This is a genomic window from Bradyrhizobium sp. 2S1 (genome assembly GCF_011516625.5).
GTDB classification, from domain to species: Bacteria; Pseudomonadota; Alphaproteobacteria; order Rhizobiales; family Xanthobacteraceae; genus Bradyrhizobium; species Bradyrhizobium septentrionale.
This window is the reverse complement of the sequence record NZ_CP147717.1, coordinates 9,215,237-9,233,631: the sequence shown is the minus strand read 5'-3', so window position 1 is coordinate 9,233,631 and position 18,395 is coordinate 9,215,237. Positions and strand designations below refer to the sequence as shown.

Here is an 18,395-nt window from a genome sequence, read left to right as displayed (position 1 = left end):
GAATCTGCGTGCTTCCATGCCGGTTCTCGCGACGCGCCGGTTCAGCAAACGGACTCCATAGCATTGGCGCGCGCATGCGGTCTCGCAATGTGATAAGGCGTTTTGCCCGAAGCGGCGTGGAAATATTCCCGGCTGACCAGGTGCTGCGAATGATGCGCAATCGCAGCAAATTGATCGCGCCAATCGATGTCACGCGACTCGATCGGCGGTTCATCCTGTCATCAAAAAAAGATTGGCCGAGCGAACAATATTCACCGCCTTGCGCGGACAAGGCCGCACACCACATCTCCGCACCGCAATTCTTGGGTGCAGGTTTGGGTTCCCAAACCGCCCAGTTGCGAATTGTGGAGATGGACTATGGACTTCCTCGGTTTTCTTAATGGCTCAGGTTTAACCCAGCCTGCCATTTGGATCGCTGCAGCGGTCGTATGTGTGATCCTGCTGCGCGTATCAAACGTGTTTCGCTACATTCCCAACAATCAGGTCGGCATCGTCGAAAAGCTGTGGTCGCTGAAGGGCTCGATCGATGACGGCTTCATCGCACTGAACGGCGAGGCCGGCTACGGGCCTGAAGTGCTGCGCGGCGGCCTGCATGTGCTGTTTCCCTTCATGTACCGGATTCACCGCTCGGATCTCGTGACCGTCGGCCAGGGCAAGATCGCCTATGTGTTCGCGCGCGACGGCGCGGCGCTGGAGTCGTCGCAGGTGCTCGGTGCCAACGATACCGAGGAGAAGTCGGACTTCCAGGACGCGCGCCGCTTCCTGCTTGGTGGCGGCCAGAAGGGCCCGCAGCGCAAGGTGCTGCGCGAGGGCACCTATGCGATCAACACCACGCAGTTCGCTGTTATCACCGACGAGCGCGTCTATGGTCATGCGCTGAGCGAGCCTGAACGCGGCGTGCTCGAGGGTATGCAGCTCACGATCACCGAGCGTTGGGGCTTTGCGCCTGTCGTGCTGGCGGCCGATCACGATCTGGTCGGTATCGTCACCGTGCATGACGGCCCGTCGCTGCCTCCGGGCGAGATCATCGCGCCCGAGGTCGGCACCGTTCTGCGCGACGGTGAGACGTTCCACAACAACTTCCAGGAGCCCGAGAAATTCCTGCGCGGCGGCGGCTATCGCGGCCGGCAGCTGCAGGTCATCGTCGAGGGCACCTGGTACATCAACCGCCTGTTCGCGACCGTCGAGGCGGTGCCGAAGACGGTGATCCCGGTCGGCAATGTCGGCGTCGTGATCTTCTACACCGGCCCACGCACCGACGACGTCTCGGGCGAGCAGTATCGCCACGGCGAGCTGGTGCTCAATGGCGGCCGCGGCGTCTGGAAGGACCCGTTGCTGCCCGGCAAGTACGCCTTCAACACCTATGCCGGCAAGATCGAGATCATCCCGACCGTCAACTTCATCCTGAAATGGGTGCGCGGTGAGGTCGGCTCGATGCAGCTCGACGAGAACCTGTCGGAGATCTCGCTGATCACCAAGGGCGCGTTCGAGCCGACGCTGCCGCTCTCGGTGGTGATGCATATCGACTACAAGAAGGCGCCGATGATCATCCAGCGCTTCGGCGACGTGAAGAAGCTGGTCGAGCAGACGCTCGACCCGATGGTCAGCGCGTTCTTCAAGAACATCGCGCAGAAGATGACGCTGATCGAACTCTTGCCGAACCGCGCCGCGATCCAGGAGGAATCGGCGCGGGTGATGAAGGCGAAGTTCGAGGGCTATTCGCTCGACCTCCAGGAGGTCCTGATCGGCACGCCGCGGGCTGCGACCGGCGACCACACCATCGAGAATATCCTGATCCAGCTCCGCTCGCGCCAGATCGCGCGCGAGCAGATCGAGACCTATCAGGAGCAGGAGAAGGCCGCGGTGCAGGAGCGCGCGCTCAACGAGGCCAAGGCGACGGCGGCGGCGCAGTCGGCGCTCACGCAGTCGCTGATCCAGGTCAAGGTCAACGAGAACGAGGGCGCGGCGGCGCTCGCCCGCGCGCAGAAGGATGCTGAAACGAGGAAGGTCACGGCGGCCGCGGTCGGCGAGCAGTCGCGGCTCGAAGGCCAGGGCGAGGCTGACCGGGTGCTCGCGGTCGGCACCGCCAACGCGCAGGCGACCAAGCTGTCGGTCGATGCCTATGGCGGGCCGGAGTACCGGCTGGCCGAGCAGAACTTCGCGAAGTTTGCGGACGCGCTGACCCGGATCAACCAGCCGCTGGTGCCGCAATTCCTGATGTCGGGCGGTGCCGCGCAGGAGAACAGCAATGCGGGGTTGATCCCGACCGCGATGCTGAGCTCGATGTTCGGACAGATGATGCCCGGCGCGCTGGAGAGGCTGAAGGACGAGGCGCCAAAGGCCGCGCGCCGGATCAACGGCCAGTAGGGCGGCGGCAGTACGGCGAACGATAGCCGCGAAGGAAGTGCGCTCCCTCTCCCGCTTGCGGGGGAGGGCCGGGGTGGGGGTCTCTCCACGAGTCCTATCGAGGAGAGAGCCCCCACCCGGATCGCATCTGCGATGCGATCCGGCCTCCCCCGCGAGCGGGAGAGGCGAAGCGAGTCTGCGGGCAGACCGATCCTATTCGGTCTTGTCGACGTTCCAGAACACCGGTGGCGCGGGGCCGTCCAGCATGCCGCTCAGCGATTTGCGCCAGGCGCTCGGCATCCGGAACTGGCCGAGCGGGATATAGATCACCTGCTCATAGGCCTCCGTCTGGATGTCGACTGCGAGCTGCTTCTGCGCGTCGGGGGCGGTCGCGCGCGCAAAGGCGTCGCGCATCTGCTCGATCTTGGCGTTCTCCGGCCAGCCGAACCAGGCACGCTTGCCGTTCGCGGCGATCTGGTTGTTGACGATCGGGTTCATCGTTTCGGTGGCGCCCGTGAAGGTGAAGAACATGTTCCAGCCGCCTTCCTTCGGCGGCTTCTGGCTGGCGCGCCGGCTGACCACGGTCTGCCAGTCCGTCACCTGCGCGTCGACATTGAAGCCAGCCGCGCGCAACAGCTGCGCCGCGACGGTCGGCGGTCCCTTCAACGTCTGCACGTCGCCGGGGATCATGATCACGACCGGCGTGCCGTCATAGCCCGAGGCGGCCAGCGCCTTTTTGGCCTCGGCCATGCCGTTGCCCTTGATCAGCGTCTCCGCGCCGGCGTCGCTGGCGAGCGGCGTGTCGCAGGCGAAAAAGGCGCCGCAGATCTCGTAATATTTGGAATTGCCGACGGTGGCGTCGAGCACGTCCTTCTGGTTCATCGCCAGGAACGCGGCGCGGCGGATCTTGGGGTTGTCGAACGGCGGGTGCAGGAAATTCATCCGGCCTTCGATCTGGAAGCCGAACTTGTTCAGCACGGCCACGGTCAGATCGGGATTGGTCTCGAGCACCGGCACCATGTCGATCGAGGGCTGCTCCAGGAAATCGATGTCGCCGGATTGCAGCGCGTTGATCGCGGTCTGTGCGTCGGGCATCGTGATCCATTCGATGCGATCGACCTTCGCCACCTTGCCGCCGGAGGTCCATTCCGGCTTCTCCTTGCGCGGCACGTAATCGGCGTTGCGCTCATAGACCGCCTTGACGCCCGGCTGGAATTCGGCGGTCAAGAACTTGAACGGGCCGGAGCCGATCTGTTCGGCGATCTGCTTGCCGGGAGGCGTCTCCGCAAGCCGCTTCGGCATCATGAACGCGACATAGGAGGAGGGCTTTGCGATGCTCTCCAGTACCAGGCCATAGGGCTCCTTCAGCTTGAGCACGATGGTTTTGGGTCCGGCGGCCTCGAGGGACGCCGTGAAGTCCATCAGCTTCTGTCCCGTGCCGTCATTGGTGGCCCAGCGCTTCAGCGAGGCGATGCAGTCCTCCGCCGTGACGGGCGCGCCGTCGTGCCATTTCAGTCCGTCGCGCAGCGTCAAGGTGTAGGTGAGCTTGTCGTCGGAGATCGTCCACTCCGCCATCTGCGGCCGGACCTTGAAGCTCGCATCGATGCCGAGCAGCGTGTCGTAGACCATGTAGCCATGGTCGCGGGTGATGTAAGCGGTGGTGAAACCGGGATCGATGATGCGCAGGTCCGAATGCATCACCGCGGTGATGGTCTTGCCCTTGGCCGCGGCGATCGCGCGCGATGGGAGGATAGCCGGGACCGCGATCGCCGGCGGCACGCTGGCCGCGAGCTTGAGGAGCGTTCTGCGCGAAACATCGACCATTCGCCGTCTCCCGATTTGTCGTTGCGCCGGCACGCATGCCGCAGCGATCGGCATGCTTCACCAATCCGCTGCCCAGCGCAAGCAAGCCTCATGCCGCCGGTCTCGGATGCGCACAAGCCGGGCCCCGGCGCCGGATTCGCCCGGGCTCTGGACGTGAACGTTCCATGACCGCCGCCGTGGCGCGGGCTGCGCCGTGGCCGCGCAAGCGCGCATCCTGCATAGGAGCCTGCGCTTTCCACCGCACCTCGACGGCTGTTCGGAGCGTGCTCGGCCGTGTAGGCTTGCGATCTGCAAGCCGTCAATAAGGCCGCCAGCAATAAGGCCATATCCCGCCAATTTATGGGAACAAGCAGCCGAGGGAGTCCAGAAAAGCCACATGACCGATATCCGATACGTAGCACCGCGCTCGCTTGATGAAGCGATTGGCGCATTCGCTGCCGCCGGAAGTGCCGCCCGCATTATGGCAGGGGGTACCGATTTGTTGGTGCAAATGCGCGCCGGCCTGGTGCGGCCGGGATTGATCGTCGACATCAAGAAGATCGGCGAGATGACCGAGATTACCGAAACCGCCGACGGCGGTTTCCGCGTGGGTGCTGCCGTCTCCGGCATGGAGCTCGCCGAGCACGCACGCTTCGGCAAGGTCTGGCCCGGCGTGCTCGAGGCCGTGAACCTGATCGGCTCCAAGCAGGTTCAGGGCCGCGCATCCGCCGGCGGCAATCTCTGCAACGGCTCGCCGGCCGGCGACAGCGTGCCGGCGATGATCGCGGCCGGCGCCGTCGTCACGGTGCAGGGCCCGAACGGCCGCCGCGAGCTCAAGGTCGAGGATGTGCCGGCCGGGCCGGGACGGACCAACCTCAAGCCGGGGGAGATCCTCGTCAGCTTCACCTTGCCGCCGCGGCCCAAAGGCTCGAGCGACGCTTACTTGCGGATGATCCCGCGCACCGAGATGGACATCGCCGTCGTCGGCATCGGCGTCAGCCTGACCTTGAAGGACGGCGTCTGCACCGCGGCCCGCGTTGGGCTCGGCGCAGTGGCACCGACCGTGCTGCTGGTCGCGCCGGCTGCGCAGGCGCTTGTTGGCTCGAAACTCGACGCTACAGCGCTGGAGGCCGCCGCCGCTGCATGCCGCGCCGCCTGCCGTCCGATCGACGACAAGCGCGGCACCATCGCCTACCGCATCAAAACCGCCGGCGTGCTGCTCAAGCGCACCGCCGCGATCGCCGCCCAGCGCGCCGGAGGACACTAGCACCATGGCGAAACTGCACGTCACCACCTCAGTCAACGGCGAGCCGGTCGAATTCCTGTGCGAGCCCTATGAGACCATGCTCGACGCCTTGCGCGGGCAATTGGCGCTCACCGGCTCCAAGGAGGGCTGCGCCTCCGGCGATTGCGGCGCCTGCTCGATCACGCTCGACGGCCGCCTGGTCTGCTCCTGCCTGATGCTCGCGGCCGAGGCCGAGGGCCATGAGATCAGGACCATCGAGGGCATGGCCAAGGGCGGCGAGCTGCATCCCCTGCAGCAGAAATTCCTCGAGCATGCCGCGCTCCAGTGCGGCATCTGCACCTCGGGGATGCTGGTCGCCTCCGAGGCGCTGCTCGCCAGGAATTCCAATCCGACCGAGGAGGAAGTCCGCTTCTGGCTCGCCGGCAATCTCTGCCGGTGCACCGGTTACGACAAGATCGTCCGCGCGGTGATGGAGACCGCGGCTGAAATGCGGGAGATTGCTCGATGAACGTCGTCAACAACAAATGGATCGGCCAGCGCACCATCAGGCCCGATGGCGTCGACAAGGTGACGGGCCGCGCGGCGTTTGCCGCCGACACCACCATGCCCAGCATGATCTGGGGCAAGGTGCTTCGCAGCCCGCATCCGCATGCCCGGATCAGGTCGATCAACACCGCCAAGGCCGAGGCGCTACCCGGCGTCAAGGCGGTCGTCACCTCGCGCGACATCGTCGACTTCGGAATCGAGAAGGGCGCCGTGATGCTCGGCATCCAGGACATGCGCTGGATGTGCCGCAACGTGATGGCGCGCGACAAGGCCCTGTTCCCCGGCCATCCCGTCGCCGCTGTCGCCGCGACCACGGAAGCGATCGCAGCCGAAGCCTGCAAGCTGATCGAGGTCGACTACGAGGTGTTGCCCTGGGCGATCGAGATCGACGACGCGCTGAAGCCTGACGCGCCGATCCTGCACGAGTTCAACAAATTCGACGGCAAGCCGTCCAACATCATGGGCCGGATCGAATCCAAGAAGGGCGATATCGCGCAGGGGTTCAAGGACGCCGATGTTGTGATCGAGCGCTCCTTCACCACGCGTCCGGTGCACCAGGGCTATATCGAGCCGCATGCCTGCCTGATCTCGGTGGCGGCCGACGGCAAGACCACGATCTGGTCGTCGAGCCAGGGCCAGTTCATGGTGCGTGCGATGACCTCGATGCTGACCGGCATCCCGCAGAACGATATCCGCGCCATCCCCGCCGAGATCGGCGGCGGTTTTGGCGGCAAGACCATCGTCTATCTCGAGCCGCTCGCGACAATGCTTGCCAAGAAGTCCGGCCGCCCGGTCAAGATGGTGATGACGCGCGAGGAGGTGATGCGCGCCACCGGACCGACCTCGGGCTCCAAGAGCACGGTGAAGATCGGCGCCAGGAAGGACGGCACCATCGTTGCCGCCCACGGCACCTTCTATCTGCAGGCCGGCGCCTTTCCGGGTTCGCCGATCCGCGGCGCGGTCGGTTGCAGCTTTGCGCCCTACGACATTCCGCATGTGCTGTCGGAGGGATTTGACGTCTGCTCCAACCGCTCCAAGGTCGCGGCCTATCGCGCGCCCGGCGCGCCGATCGGCGCCTATGCGGTGGAATGCGTGCTCGACGAGCTCGCAGATAGCCTCAAGATGGACCCGCTGGAGTTGCGGCTGAAGAACGCAGCCAAGGAAGGCACCAAGGCGGCGCACGGCCCGGTGTTTCCGCGCATCGGCTATATCGAGACGCTGGAAGCCGCCAGGAACCATCCGCATTATGCCGCGCCACTCGGCAAATATCAGGGCAGGGGCGTCGCCTCCGGCTTCTGGTTCAATGCCGGCGGCGAGTCCTCCGCGCAGGTCAACATCACCGAGGACGGCAACGTCGTCGTCACGACGGGGCATCCCGATATCGGCGGCTCGCGCGCCGGCATCGCCAACATCTGCGCCGAGCTGCTCGGGATCGACTATAAGCGCATCTCCGTCATCATCGGCGACACCCAGACGGTCGGCTTCTCCAACCTGACCGGCGGCAGCCGCGTGCTGTTCGCCTCCGCGATGGTGGTGACGCAGGCGGCCGACAAGGTGATCGCGACCTTGCGCGAGCGCGCGGCAAAGATCTGGGAGATCGATCCTGAAGCCGTGAAGTGGGAGAACGGCGCCGCGCATCCGGTGAGCCCGAATGCCGGCCAGTTCGAGCCGTTGACGCTCGCGGACCTTGCCGAGAAGGCGCCGTCGCAGGGCGGCCCGATCGGCGCCAGCGTGCAGCTCAACACGCAAGGAGCCGAAGGCGGCTTCGGCACGCATATCTGCGACGTCGAGGTCGATGTCGATCTCGGCATCGTCAGGGTGATCCGCTACACCGCTGTGCAGGATGTCGGCCGCGCCGTGCATCCGAGCTATGTCGAGGGCCAGCTGCAGGGCGGGGTCGCGCAGGGCATCGGCTGGGCGCTGAACGAGGAGTACATCTACAACAAGGATGGCAAGGTCGATAATCCGGGCTTCCTCGATTATCGTATGCCGGTCTGTTCCGACCTGCCGATGCTCGACTGCGCCCTCGTCGAGGTGCCGAACCCGAAGCATCCGCAAGGGGTCAAGGGCGTCGGCGAGGTGCCGCTGGTGCCGGTCATGGCCGCCGTCGCCAACGCCGTGCACAACGCGCTGGGCAAACGCTTCTACAGCCTGCCGATGTCGCCGCCAAAGGTGTCGGCGGCGCTCGACGCGCCGACGCAGCAGGCCGCGGAGTAGGGCAGCGTAGGGCAGGTTACGGTTCACAGACCCGCCCTACAACCGTTTTCACCGCGTAGCCCGGATGAGCGAAGCGATATCCGGGGAGAGGTCTCCCCGCACGTCGCTTCGCTCATGCGGGCTACCGAACCGAAACAACGGCCATTGACGTCTCCGGCTGCACCTCGGCAAGATCGATCGGATGCATCAAGCTCACCCTGAACGGATGAGAATGGCCCACCCCGACGAGCTCTCCGCCTATATGGTGTTCGGCCGCAGCGATTGGGCGGCCTTGCGCGCCAGCACGTCGCTGACGCTCTCGGACGCCGATCTCGCGGCGCTGCGCGGCTTGAACGAGCCGATCAATGCTGCCGAAGTTGCCGATGTCTACCTGCCGCTGACCCGCCTCTTGAACCTGCATTTCGCGGCGGCGCGCAACCTCGCGCAGGTCAAGGCGGAGTTTCTCGGCCGGCCGGCGCGCCGTTCGCCCTACATCGTCGCGCTGGCCGGCAGCGTGGGCGTCGGCAAGAGCACCTTTGCCCGCGTGCTGTGCGCGCTGCTGGCGCGATGGGCCGATCATCCGCGAGTCGAGCTGGTGACCACCGACGGCTTCCTGCATGCCAACGCCGTGCTGGAAGAACGCGGTCTGATGCGGCGCAAGGGCTTTCCCGAGAGCTACGACCTGCCGCGCATGCTGCGGTTTCTCGCTGCCGTCAAGGCGGGCGAACGCGAGCTCGAGCTGCCGGTCTACTCGCATCTGATCGGCGATATCGTGCCGTCGGAACGTCAGGTCATCCGGCAGCCGGACATCCTGGTGTTCGAGGGCCTCAACGTGCTGCTGGCGCGCGGCACCGCGCCGGTGGTGGTGTCGGATTTCTTCGACTTCTCGATCTACCTCGATGCCGATGAGGCCGACATCCAGACCTGGTATGTCGAGCGCTTCCTCAGGCTGCAGCCGACCGCGTTCCGAAATCCCGCTTCCTATTTCCACCACTACAGGGACCTGCCGCCCGGCGACGCGCGGGAGGTTGCGGAGCGGCTGTGGCGCGAGCATCACCGCGCCAATCTGCGCGAGAACATCCACCCGACGCGGACCCGGGCCGACGTCGTGCTGCGCAAGCGCGCCGACCATTCGATCGGTGAGGTCTGGTTGCGGGAGACGTAGCAGCATAGCGGCGTAGGGCGGGTTACGCTTCGCTAACCCGCCCTACGGCAGCGACGCTTACCGCAACTCCTTCCCCAACTGCGCGAACACCGTCTCGCAGGTCATCAAATCCAGATGTCCGCCGCCGGCGTTCTTGAAGAAGGTGATGTCGTCGGCTGAGAGCCGGCCTTTGACCGCACCGCTCGCGAGGTCGTAATGGTCGCCGAGCACGTCGCTCTCCTTGATGGCGCCGCTCTTGATCGGCTGCAGGATGTCGCCGACGCCGTCGAAGGCGGATTCGCGGCGGTCGACGAAGATGCGCGCGCGCCGCGCCGCCTCGTCGTCGGACTCGCGGGTCTCCGGAGTGAAGCCGCCGACCAGGTCGAGATGGGTGCCCGGCCGCAAATTGGCGCCCTTGACCAGCGGCTCGCGCGAACGGGTGCAGGTGGTGATGATGTCGGCCTCGCGAGTTGCGGCGTCGAGGTCGGTGACAACATCGGCGGCGATGCCGTCGGCCTCCAGCAGCGTCGCCAGCTCCTGCGCGCGCTCCACCGTCCGGTTCCAGACCCGCACCCGCTTCAGCTGCGGCCGCACCGTGCGGTGCCCGCGCACCAGCCAGTGCGCCATCTCGCCGGCCCCGACCACCAGCAGCGTCTCGGCGTCCGGTCGCGCCAGGTGTTTGGCGCCGAGCGCGGAGTCCGCGGCGGTCTTCCAATGGGTGATCTCGGCGGCGTCCATCACCGCGAGCGGCCGCCCGTCATTGCCGTCAAACAGCACGCAGACCGCCTGCACGGCGGGTAGCTTGCCGTGCGCGAGATTGCCCGGAAAGCTGGTGTACAGCTTGGTCATCATGAAGCGGCCGGCATCGACCGCGCTGCGGGTAACCAGCTGCTGGCCCTTGTTGTCGCCGAGATAGCCGTCCTTTACCGCGATCTTCGGCCGCCGGTGCGCGGCCTCGATCGCCTCGATCAGGATCGGAAAGGTCAGGACGCGGTTGACCTCGTTGTCGTCGACAATATGCACGTGTTGCTCTCCCAGGGCGCCCTTGCGCTCCGCCCAGGCGCGCCCGGCGCGCCAAAAACCGGTCCGGACTGGATAGCGTGTGGGCAAGGTTAGTCAACAAGGCCAGTCAACCGGACATGCACCGCGGCGCGTCACTTGCTATCCTGTTGACTGATTCTCTCGCAGGTCCTTGCAAGCCGTGGTTGCAGTCGTCGTCGCTATCCTGATTTTCATGCTGTTGAGCGGCGCCGCGCTTGGGACCATGGCGATCCATGCCCGGCTCCGGGACCATCACCGCAGCGACGAGACCAACACCTCGGTGCGCATGGTCGCGACGCTGTTCGTCACCATGCCGTCGCTGCTGCTCGGGCTGATGATGAACAGCGCCGCCAACACCTATGTGGCGGTCGATCGCAACCTGCATGTGTTCGCGACCGACATCATCCTGCTCGACCGCGGCCTGCGGCCGCTCGGCCCCAGCGCCGACGAGCCGCGCCGCCGGCTGCTCGCCTATGTCGAGCAGGTGCTCAAGGATGTTCCGATCTCGCGGGCGAACGAGGTGTCCGAACATCTGCTCGACGAGGTCGGCACCAGCCTCCGCGAGCTGCGGTTCGACGACGAGCAGAAGGTCGCGCTGTGGAACGACGCGCGGTCGGTCTACCGGCAGGCGGTGCAGCAGCGCTGGACCTTCGTCGAACAGTCCGACAGCTCGTTTCCGTCGCCGCTGATCTGCATCCTGGTCGCCTGGCTGACACTGATGTTCGTGACGCTCGGCTTCCGCGCGCCGCGCAACGCGGTGGTGATCGCGACCTACATCGCCGCCGCGGCGCTGATCTCGGCCGCGATCTACCTGATCCTTGAAATGAGCTCGCCGTTCTCCGGCCCGATCCAGCTCTCCGACCGCCCGCTGGTGCGCGCCGCCGAGGAGATCAGGCGCTAGCAAGATGTAGCCCGGACGAGCGAAGCGATATCCGGGACCGTTCCCGCATGTCGCGGAGCCTGTCATCGGGCGCGCATTCGCGCGACCCGTTGGCTCATGCGGGCTACACGCCGGTATTGGCGCGCGCTTCAGGCTTTATTCCGCTTCGATCGCGAACAAGCGCGAAATTCTTTCAGCGCCGCTGGCGGAATATGGTGCGGCGTCGGGCGTCCTTACGCATGCAAGTCGTTTGCATTCGAAAAGGAGACATTATGAAGACATCGATCTCGCTCGCACTCGCCACCGCCATGTCGTTCGCACTCGCATCCGCCGCCTTTGCCGCCCCGCCGACCAAGACCGGCACCACGGCAAAGGGCTCGGTGCTGACCGACGCCAAGGGGATGACGCTCTACACCTTCGACAAGGACTCGGACGGCAAGTCGGCCTGCAACGGCCCGTGTGCGACGAACTGGCCGGTGCTGAAGGCGGAGGCCAGCGACAAGGCCGAAGGCGGCTACACCATCATCTCGCGTGACGACGGCTCCAAGCAGTGGGCCTACAAGGGCAAGGCGCTCTATACCTTCGCCAAGGACCAGAAGGCCGGCGACATCACCGGCGACGGTTTTCTCAACGGCGCCTGGCACCTCGCGCAGCCGTGAGGATTTTTGCAGGTTCGTAGGGCGGGTTAGCGCAAGCGTAACCCGCCATCTCTCCGCGCGTGAGATTTTGCGGCGGGTTACGCTATCGCTAACCCGCGCTACAATCGCGCCTACGTCCTGCTCTTCAGCGCCATGCCCATGCTGATCCAGCTGACGCCGGCGCAGATCAGATCGACGCTGAGGAAGATGCCGAGCACGTAGAGGCTCGACACCGGCCAGCGCGCCAGGATCATGACGCCGAGCACCAGCGTAATCAGGCCGGAGATCGCGACCATGCCCCACGGCGCCGCCGAGTTCATGCCGAAGGCGAGGAAGATGCGGACGATGCCGGAGACGACCAGGGCGATGCCGAGGAACAGCGTCAGCGTCGCCGCGGCGAGCAGGGGATTCTCGAAGGTGATGAAGCCCGCCACGACATAGAGCGCGCCGAGCAGCAGCCAGAACAGGAACTTGCCCCACGACTTGAACTGGAACGCGTTGACGATCTCGGCGGCGCCCGCCACGATCATCATGGCGCCGACGAACAGCACGCTGACGACGGTGGCGAACAACACGCTGCCGAACGCGAGCACGCCCGCGATCAGATAGATCACGCCGAGGGCGACGATCCAGCCCCACTTCGCGCGAAGGTTGGCAAGCCCGGATCCGAGGCTGTGAGGAGGTGTAGCGGGTGAGCTGGACGCGCTGGACATCGTATCGCTCCCGAATGCTGAACCAAAACCATGCTACCATAGGTGAAGGCGCGGACAAGGTCGGGTGCCGAGGTGGCACGAAATGCATGCTTGGTGGCACCTCCGGCGCCCGGAGACGTTGATTCAAATCAATCGATGTGTTGCCGCGCAGCATTCGTCCCGCTCGGCGGCAGCCGGTCCGCATCGGACGACGGACTGTCCGGATCGGAGAGCATATTATCCGGATCGCGCATCCACCCAAGGAGGTCGACATGCCCACCACGCACGACGCGGATCACACCTACAAAATCCTGGAACTGGTCGGATCGTCGGACAAAAGCATCGAGGCGGCGATCGAGAACGCCGTCACCCGCGCGTCGAAGACGATCCGCGAGATGAAATGGTTCGAGGTGGTGCAGACGCGCGGCCATATCGAAGATAACAAGGTCCGGCACTACCAGGTGACCTTGCGGGTCGGCTTCACGCTGGAGTAGGGCGCGTCGGGCGGTTTGCTAGTCACGCAGATCGGCGCAAGGCACGGCCCGGCGGATTCCGGGCCCGACACCTCGCCATGCGTTGGAATGACGGTGAGGTGAGCACGCGACTCAGGCTCCCTCCCCCTTGCGGGGGAGGGTTGGGAGAGGGGTGGCCCCGGGCGAGATGATGATTGATGAACGCATCGTCCTCGCAAATGCGGTGATTGTCACCTCGAAAAATACGGAGGGAGTTCGTCGTGTGGCACCCCTCTCCCTAACCCTCTCCCGCAAGGGGAGAGGGAACCCTGCCGCCGCTGCCTTCCTCACACGCCAATCACTGAGTTGCCCGACGGCGCAAGCCCCTCCGTCGAAAATATTTCGCTTTATCAGAAGTGCAACTCAGTGTAGGGTTCGCCGGTCTCACCCGATCGAGGGGCGCTTCGCGATCGTCACGAACGCGGTGTGAGATGCGGTGGACGCCGGGCGTGGCACTGACGAAAACACGCAAGGCGGACGGCGAAGTCGTGTGGTCCTGACGCCCTAGTGGCCGGTGTCTCGTCGCAGGACGCGAAGGCGTTTTGCGAAGGCGGTGACAAACAAGCCAAGTCTCGCCGGGGAGAGCACGAAATAAGTCGTAAGCCATCGCGCAGGGAAAGTCGGGTTGTTTCCGGTTACACCTGTGGTCCTACCCCCGTGCTTTCTACCTTTGCACGGGGCCCATGGGTGCGATCGGCACCCGGCTTTCCCTGCGCCCTCTGTTCAAGAGAGGGCGGAACGACAAGCAAAGCTCGGACGATTCATGTCGCGAGAACGCGAACTTGCGTCCCCACCCACACTGTCATCGCCCGGCTTGACCGGGCGATCCAGTACGCCGCGGCCTCTCGGCTCAAACACTGGCGTCTCTGGAATACTGGATCACCTGCATGCGCGGGTGATGACACTGAGCAAGCTGTTTACCCATCACCTTCGCGACAGCGGCGCGGGCGGGGGCGGAGCGGTGGCGCCGGCGGCGAGCGAGCGCTGCACCATCACGGTGTCGGACCAGCGGCCGTAGCGATAGGCGACACCCGGCAAGTGCCCGACGCGGACGAAGCCGAAGCGGTCGTGCAGCGCGAGCGATGCGGAATTGTCGCTGTCGATGTAGCCGATCATCTGGCGGAAGCCGGCCGCGGCGCAGGTGTCGACCAACTCCTGCAGCAGCCGCCCGCCGACGCCCTTGCCGGTGAATCGATGATGCACATAGATCGAATGCTTCACCGTGTAGCGATAGGCCGGGCGTTTGCGAAACTGCACGACATAGGCGTAGCCGACCACCTCGCCGTCGCACACCGCGACCAGATGCGGCAGGCGGGTGTTGCGCAGATTCTTGCGGCGGTCGCGCAGATCGTCGGGCTCGGGCGTGCCCGAGTCGTCGACGCTCTCGTCGATGCCGTGGCGGATATGGTGCCGGTAGATCGACAGCATCGCGTCGATGTCACTGTCGCGCGAGGGACGGACGGTGATCTTGTGATCATTCTCCATTGCGCTGCGTCCGTTCGCCTATTCGGACACGACATAGGTGTAGAAGCGGACGCGGCCGGAATCGTCGATCTCCTTGTAGATGCCCTGCACCTCGACCTCGAAGCCGGGGAACGCGTTGAAGCTCGCCTCGAACATCTTGAGGTAGTCGATCATCGGCTTGCTGCGTTCCGACAGCCGCTCGCCGGGCACGATGGTGGCGATGCCGGGCGGGTAGACCACGAACGGCGTCGCGGCGATGCGGCCGAAAATCTGGTCGATCGGCAGGTAGTCGACGTCGTTGCGGATCAGATATTGCGCCGCCTCGCGCGGCGACATCGCGATCTCGGGGAGATGTTCGGGCAGGAATTGCTTGGCCTGCAGCGTGCTGACGCCGCCGTCCCGGAAGAAACGGTGCATGTCTCCGCAGAGGTCGCGCAGCCGAACCCCGGTGTAGCGTTGGGGGCGGCGGCGGAAAAATTCGGGGATGACGTCCTCGACCAGCGCGTTGTCGTCATGCAGCTTCTTGAAGGCGACGAGCCCGGACACCAGCGTGCCGGCCTTACTGGCCTCGACGCCGGGCGTGAGCAGGAAGAGCAGGGAGTTGAGGTCGTTCTTCTCGGCAACGATGCGGTTCTCGCGCAGATATTGCGCCACCACGGGGGCGGGGATGCCATGGTCGGCATAGGCACCGGTGGCATGGTCAAAGCCGGGCGTCAGCAATGTGAGCTTGTTCGGGTCGGTCATGGCAAAGCCCTCCGTCAGCTCGGGGAAGCCGTGCCACGCCTCGCCAGGGTTGAGCTGCCAGTAGGACGGATTGGTCGCAAGCTGATCGGTCGAGATCGTCTCCCAGGCGACATTGTGGACGCCGTTCTCGCGCGCGACGTCCGGGATCATGACGCGATCGGGCACGAAAGGTTCGAAGAACCAGCGCCGCTCCGCGCGCGTCTCCTTCTCCTCGAACTCGCGTTTGACGGCACGGATCTTCTTGCGCAGCTCGATGCCGAGCCGGATCGTATCGTCCCACAGCACTTCGCCGGAGCGGCCCTTCATCATCTGCGCGCCGACGTCGAGCGAGGCGAAGATGGGATAGAACGGCGAGGTCGAGGCGTGCTGCATGAAGCTTTCGTTGAAGCGGCGGTGCTCGACGCGGCGCTTCTGCCCCTTGATGTGGCGGTCGCGGATGTGGATCTGCGAGGCCTGCGAGAAGCTCGCGAGCTGCTTGTGGGTCGATTGGGTGGCGATGATGCCGGGCGCCTCGGGGCCGAGATCGGACAGCCCCATCGCGAAGCGGCCGGAATAGATCGGGTGGAATTTCATGAAGCCGGCCCAGGCCTCGTCGAACAGGATGTAGTCGCAGAGATGGCCGATCCGCTTGAGGATCATCTCGGCCGAATGGATGGTGCCGTCATAGGTGCACTGCTCGACCACGGCGACGCGGAACGGGCGTTCCTTCTTCCAGGCGTTCTCGTCCTTGACCAGCGGGTGCTTGCGGATGTGGTCGCGCAAGCTCCCTTCGTCGAGCAGGTCCCAGCGCATCGGGCCGATCAGGCCCCAGGCGTTGCGCACGGTGGGCACGTAGACCGGGATGCCGCCGCCGATCAAAAGCGCGCCATGATGCGCGGCCTTGTGGTTGTTGCGGTCGAACAGCACGAGGTCGCCGTCGGTGACCAGCGATCCGAGCGCGACCTTGTTGGAGGTCGAGGTGCCGTTGAGCACGAAATAGGTCTTCTCGGCGCCGAAGATCCGCGCCGCCTCCTTCTGCGCCTTCAGCGCCGGCCCCTCATGGGTGAGCAGGTCGCCGCGGTCGAGCACGGAATTGTCGAGGTCGTCGCGGAACACGGCTTCGCCGAGATGTTCGACGAAGACGCGGCCGATCGGGCTGCGGCTGTAGAACACGCCGCCATTATGGCCCGGGCAGGTCCAGAGCTGGTTGCCTTCCTCGGCATAGTCGACCAGCGCGCCGAAGAACGGCGTCTTGAGGTTCTCGGCATATTGCTTGAGCCTGGAGATCAGGTTCTTGGCGATGAAGGGCGGGGTTTCCTCGGACAGGAACACATAGCCGTCGATGAAATCGAGCACCTCGACCGGCAGGTCCTCGAACCGCTTGCGGCGGATCAGCAGGATGATCGGGAAGTCGAGGCCGCGCCGGCGCATCAGGTTGATCAGCGCCGCGGTCTTGCCTTCAAGTCCCTTCTTGCCCCAGTCGACCACCATGCAGCCGATCGCGGCATCGGTCTGCACCGCGATCTCGGCGTCTTCCAGCTTGCGGGCGCGGACCACCTCGAAGCCGGAGCGCTCGATCTCGGCGATGATCTGGTTGAAGCGGATGCCCTCGAGGTCGTCGGCCTCGAACACCGGCGCGGCGAACAGGAAGTTGAAGCGTTTGAAATAGTCCATGCGTGTCCCTGAACTGTATCGGCTGAACCTGTCGGCACAATTCATGACAATCAGATGACAATGGGCGGGATGGCTCCGGCGCAGCGAAGAATCCGTATATCATCCCGCCACCGGCACCAGGCCGTAGCGCAGCATCGTCTCCTTCATCTTCGCCGGATCGGGCGCGCCGCCGGCCATCAGCGCGGCCATCTCTTTGAAATATTGCGGGCCCAGCGCACCGGGGCTCAGCAGGCACAGACAGGTCGCCGGACCGTTCGAGCGGTTGGTGAAACCGTGCACGGTGCCGCGCTTGATGAACACGGTCTCGCCGGGAGCGAGGTCGATGTCCTTGCCGTCGACCCGCCAGGTCGAGACGCCGGACAGGCCGTAGATCGTCTCGTCCCAGCTCTCGTGATAATGCGGGATCGGCATTCGTGCATTCGGCGCCAGCGTCATCTCGAACAGGTCGATGCTGCCGCCGGTCGTGTCCTTGCTCTCCAGGAATTTGAGCTGCAGCGCGCCAATATCGATCAGTTCGGGCATGGTGTCCTCGCGTGTGGTTCGCGGGCCACGATAGCGGATGGTGTGCGGCGAGGCGAATCGCGCTGGGCGCGCGTGTCAGTGTCTCGACGAATCCGTTGGGGCGCGCGGAAGCTAGCCGGCGAAGACATCAATCGAAATGGCACAATTCCGTAAAACCGGACACGCGGATGTCCGCGCACAAGCGGCGTGTCCGCCGCAATTGGTAGCCCGGATGAGCGGCAGCGACATGCGGGGGCGGTCCTGCCCCGCATGTCGTGGAGCCTGTCATCAGTCGCGCACTTTGCGCGACCCGTTGGCTCATGCGGGCTACACGCTGACGCGCTCAGTAGACGAGGTTCGTGCCCGGCGGCTTCTCGAGCGCCGCCGCCAGCGTGCGATACTCCTCGCAGTCGGTGCCGCAGATCTCGGCGATCCGGCTCAGATGATACTGCGCCTGGTCGCGGTTGCCCTGTTCGATCTGCCAGAGGCCGTAATAGTTCCACGTCAGCACGTGGTTCGGATCGGCCTTCAGCGCGCGCTCGTACCAGACCTGCGACAGCTTGTAGTCGCCGAGCTTGCGATAGGAGTAGCCGATCAGATTGGCAACGTTCGGATGATCGTCACGGCCGAGCGCGTGAAGCTGGTCGATCGCGGCGGCGTAGTCGTTGCGTTCGTAGACCGTCGCATAGGCCGCGCGATAGGCATCGCGGAATGCCGGATCGTCGAAGCCGGATTGCTTGGTCGGCTTCTTGACCCGGTGCGTGCTCTTCCTGCCTTTCTCCTGAGGGTAGGATGGCGCCGGAGTGTCGTAGCTCGACCCGTAGGGATTTCCGCCGCCACCTCCGCCTCCACCACCTCCGCCGGCTGCGACGGCGGTCTGCGGTGGGAACAGGATGATCGGCGCTGTCAGAAATGCCGCAAGCATTGCGAGCTTCATCGGTGACTTGATCATGCACACCTCCCGATTCGACGTGGACAGTCGTTGGTCA

General features: G+C 65.0%; 15 protein-coding genes. 8 read left to right on the top strand and 7 right to left on the bottom strand.

Translation table 11 applies throughout. The annotated features are described in order from the left end of the window. Positions 1–357 precede the first annotated feature (357 nt). Positions 358–2,367, top strand: a complete 2,010-nt coding sequence (locus HAP54_RS44170; protein ID WP_166297696.1) for an SPFH domain-containing protein — start codon at positions 358–360, stop codon at positions 2,365–2,367. Between the two features lie 192 nt (positions 2,368–2,559). Here HAP54_RS44170 and HAP54_RS44165 read toward each other — a convergent pair whose 3' ends face one another. Beyond that, entirely contained in the window at positions 2,560–4,170 is a 1,611-nt protein-coding gene (locus HAP54_RS44165; protein ID WP_166297694.1) for an ABC transporter substrate-binding protein, read from the bottom strand. 385 nt (positions 4,171–4,555) lie between these two features. On the opposite strand from HAP54_RS44165, the gene HAP54_RS44160 reads away from it, so the two are divergent. From HAP54_RS44160 to coaA, 4 genes are all read left to right on the top strand, one after another. Beyond that, positions 4,556–5,416 carry an FAD binding domain-containing protein gene (locus HAP54_RS44160; RefSeq protein WP_166307041.1) on the top strand — a complete coding sequence of 287 codons (861 nt, stop codon included), beginning with the start codon at positions 4,556–4,558 and terminating at the stop codon, positions 5,414–5,416. A gap of 4 nt (positions 5,417–5,420) precedes the next feature. Further along, positions 5,421–5,903 (top strand): (2Fe-2S)-binding protein, encoded by a 483-nt coding sequence (locus HAP54_RS44155; protein WP_166297692.1) that lies wholly within the window; start codon positions 5,421–5,423, stop codon positions 5,901–5,903. Next, positions 5,900–8,158: a xanthine dehydrogenase family protein molybdopterin-binding subunit gene (locus tag HAP54_RS44150; RefSeq protein WP_166297690.1), complete on the top strand. Its 2,259-nt coding sequence runs from the start codon at positions 5,900–5,902 to the stop codon at positions 8,156–8,158. Before HAP54_RS44155 ends, HAP54_RS44150 begins: the two co-directional genes overlap by 4 nt. Positions 8,159–8,369: 211 nt before the next feature. Then, positions 8,370–9,302, top strand: coding sequence for a type I pantothenate kinase (coaA, locus tag HAP54_RS44145; protein WP_224741519.1), 933 nt, complete (start codon positions 8,370–8,372; stop codon positions 9,300–9,302). A gap of 57 nt (positions 9,303–9,359) precedes the next feature. Here coaA and HAP54_RS44140 read toward each other — a convergent pair whose 3' ends face one another. Beyond that, positions 9,360–10,304: an ornithine cyclodeaminase family protein gene (locus HAP54_RS44140; RefSeq protein ID WP_166297686.1), complete on the bottom strand. Its 945-nt coding sequence runs from the start codon at positions 10,302–10,304 to the stop codon at positions 9,360–9,362. A 178-nt stretch (positions 10,305–10,482) separates the two neighbouring features. Here HAP54_RS44140 and HAP54_RS44135 point away from each other — a divergent pair, with 178 nt between their 5' ends. Both HAP54_RS44135 and HAP54_RS44130 read left to right on the top strand, forming a co-directional pair. Continuing rightward, positions 10,483–11,223, top strand: a complete 741-nt coding sequence (locus tag HAP54_RS44135; RefSeq protein ID WP_166297684.1) for a hypothetical protein — start codon at positions 10,483–10,485, stop codon at positions 11,221–11,223. A 251-nt stretch (positions 11,224–11,474) separates the two neighbouring features. Next, positions 11,475–11,861 (top strand): hypothetical protein, encoded by a 387-nt coding sequence (locus HAP54_RS44130; RefSeq protein WP_175619315.1) that lies wholly within the window; start codon positions 11,475–11,477, stop codon positions 11,859–11,861. A gap of 110 nt (positions 11,862–11,971) precedes the next feature. Here HAP54_RS44130 and HAP54_RS44125 read toward each other — a convergent pair whose 3' ends face one another. Next, the gene (locus HAP54_RS44125; protein WP_166206548.1) at positions 11,972–12,553 is read right to left on the bottom strand and encodes an HdeD family acid-resistance protein; all 582 of its coding nucleotides are present in this window, start codon (positions 12,551–12,553) and stop codon (positions 11,972–11,974) included. Positions 12,554–12,804: 251 nt separating this feature from the next. On the opposite strand from HAP54_RS44125, the gene HAP54_RS44120 reads away from it, so the two are divergent. Next, positions 12,805–13,026, top strand: a complete 222-nt coding sequence (locus HAP54_RS44120) for a dodecin (protein WP_166297682.1) — start codon at positions 12,805–12,807, stop codon at positions 13,024–13,026. Between the two features lie 942 nt (positions 13,027–13,968). Here HAP54_RS44120 and HAP54_RS44115 read toward each other — a convergent pair. From HAP54_RS44115 to HAP54_RS44100, 4 genes are all read right to left on the bottom strand, one after another. After that, positions 13,969–14,529: a GNAT family N-acetyltransferase gene (locus HAP54_RS44115; protein WP_166297680.1), complete on the bottom strand. Its 561-nt coding sequence runs from the start codon at positions 14,527–14,529 to the stop codon at positions 13,969–13,971. Between the two features lie 18 nt (positions 14,530–14,547). Beyond that, a complete protein-coding gene (locus tag HAP54_RS44110; protein ID WP_166297678.1) occupies positions 14,548–16,905 on the bottom strand; it encodes an Orn/Lys/Arg decarboxylase N-terminal domain-containing protein in 2,358 nt (785 codons plus the stop codon). 99 nt (positions 16,906–17,004) lie between these two features. Next, positions 17,005–17,427 (bottom strand): cupin domain-containing protein, encoded by a 423-nt coding sequence (locus HAP54_RS44105; RefSeq protein WP_166297676.1) that lies wholly within the window; start codon positions 17,425–17,427, stop codon positions 17,005–17,007. Positions 17,428–17,749: 322 nt separating this feature from the next. Beyond that, positions 17,750–18,358 (bottom strand): tetratricopeptide repeat protein, encoded by a 609-nt coding sequence (locus tag HAP54_RS44100; RefSeq protein WP_224741520.1) that lies wholly within the window; start codon positions 18,356–18,358, stop codon positions 17,750–17,752. Positions 18,359–18,395: the final 37 nt, after the last annotated feature.

Bases quoted from the DNA above. Each gene is read 5' to 3' on its own strand.
- HAP54_RS44170 (WP_166297696.1), top strand. From the start codon at position 358: ATGGACTTCCTCGGTTTTCTTAATGGCTCAGGTTTAACCCAGCCTGCC.
- HAP54_RS44165 (WP_166297694.1), bottom strand. From the start codon at position 4,170: ATGGTCGATGTTTCGCGCAGAACGCTCCTCAAGCTCGCGGCCAGCGTG.
- HAP54_RS44155 (WP_166297692.1), top strand. From the start codon at position 5,421: ATGGCGAAACTGCACGTCACCACCTCAGTCAACGGCGAGCCGGTCGAA.
- HAP54_RS44150 (WP_166297690.1), top strand. From the start codon at position 5,900: ATGAACGTCGTCAACAACAAATGGATCGGCCAGCGCACCATCAGGCCC.
- coaA (WP_224741519.1), top strand. From the start codon at position 8,370: ATGGCCCACCCCGACGAGCTCTCCGCCTATATGGTGTTCGGCCGCAGC.
- HAP54_RS44130 (WP_175619315.1), top strand. From the start codon at position 11,475: ATGAAGACATCGATCTCGCTCGCACTCGCCACCGCCATGTCGTTCGCA.
- HAP54_RS44125 (WP_166206548.1), bottom strand. From the start codon at position 12,553: ATGTCCAGCGCGTCCAGCTCACCCGCTACACCTCCTCACAGCCTCGGA.
- HAP54_RS44120 (WP_166297682.1), top strand. From the start codon at position 12,805: ATGCCCACCACGCACGACGCGGATCACACCTACAAAATCCTGGAACTG.
- HAP54_RS44115 (WP_166297680.1), bottom strand. From the start codon at position 14,529: ATGGAGAATGATCACAAGATCACCGTCCGTCCCTCGCGCGACAGTGAC.
- HAP54_RS44110 (WP_166297678.1), bottom strand. From the start codon at position 16,905: ATGGACTATTTCAAACGCTTCAACTTCCTGTTCGCCGCGCCGGTGTTC.
- HAP54_RS44105 (WP_166297676.1), bottom strand. From the start codon at position 17,427: ATGCCCGAACTGATCGATATTGGCGCGCTGCAGCTCAAATTCCTGGAG.
- HAP54_RS44100 (WP_224741520.1), bottom strand. From the start codon at position 18,358: ATGATCAAGTCACCGATGAAGCTCGCAATGCTTGCGGCATTTCTGACA.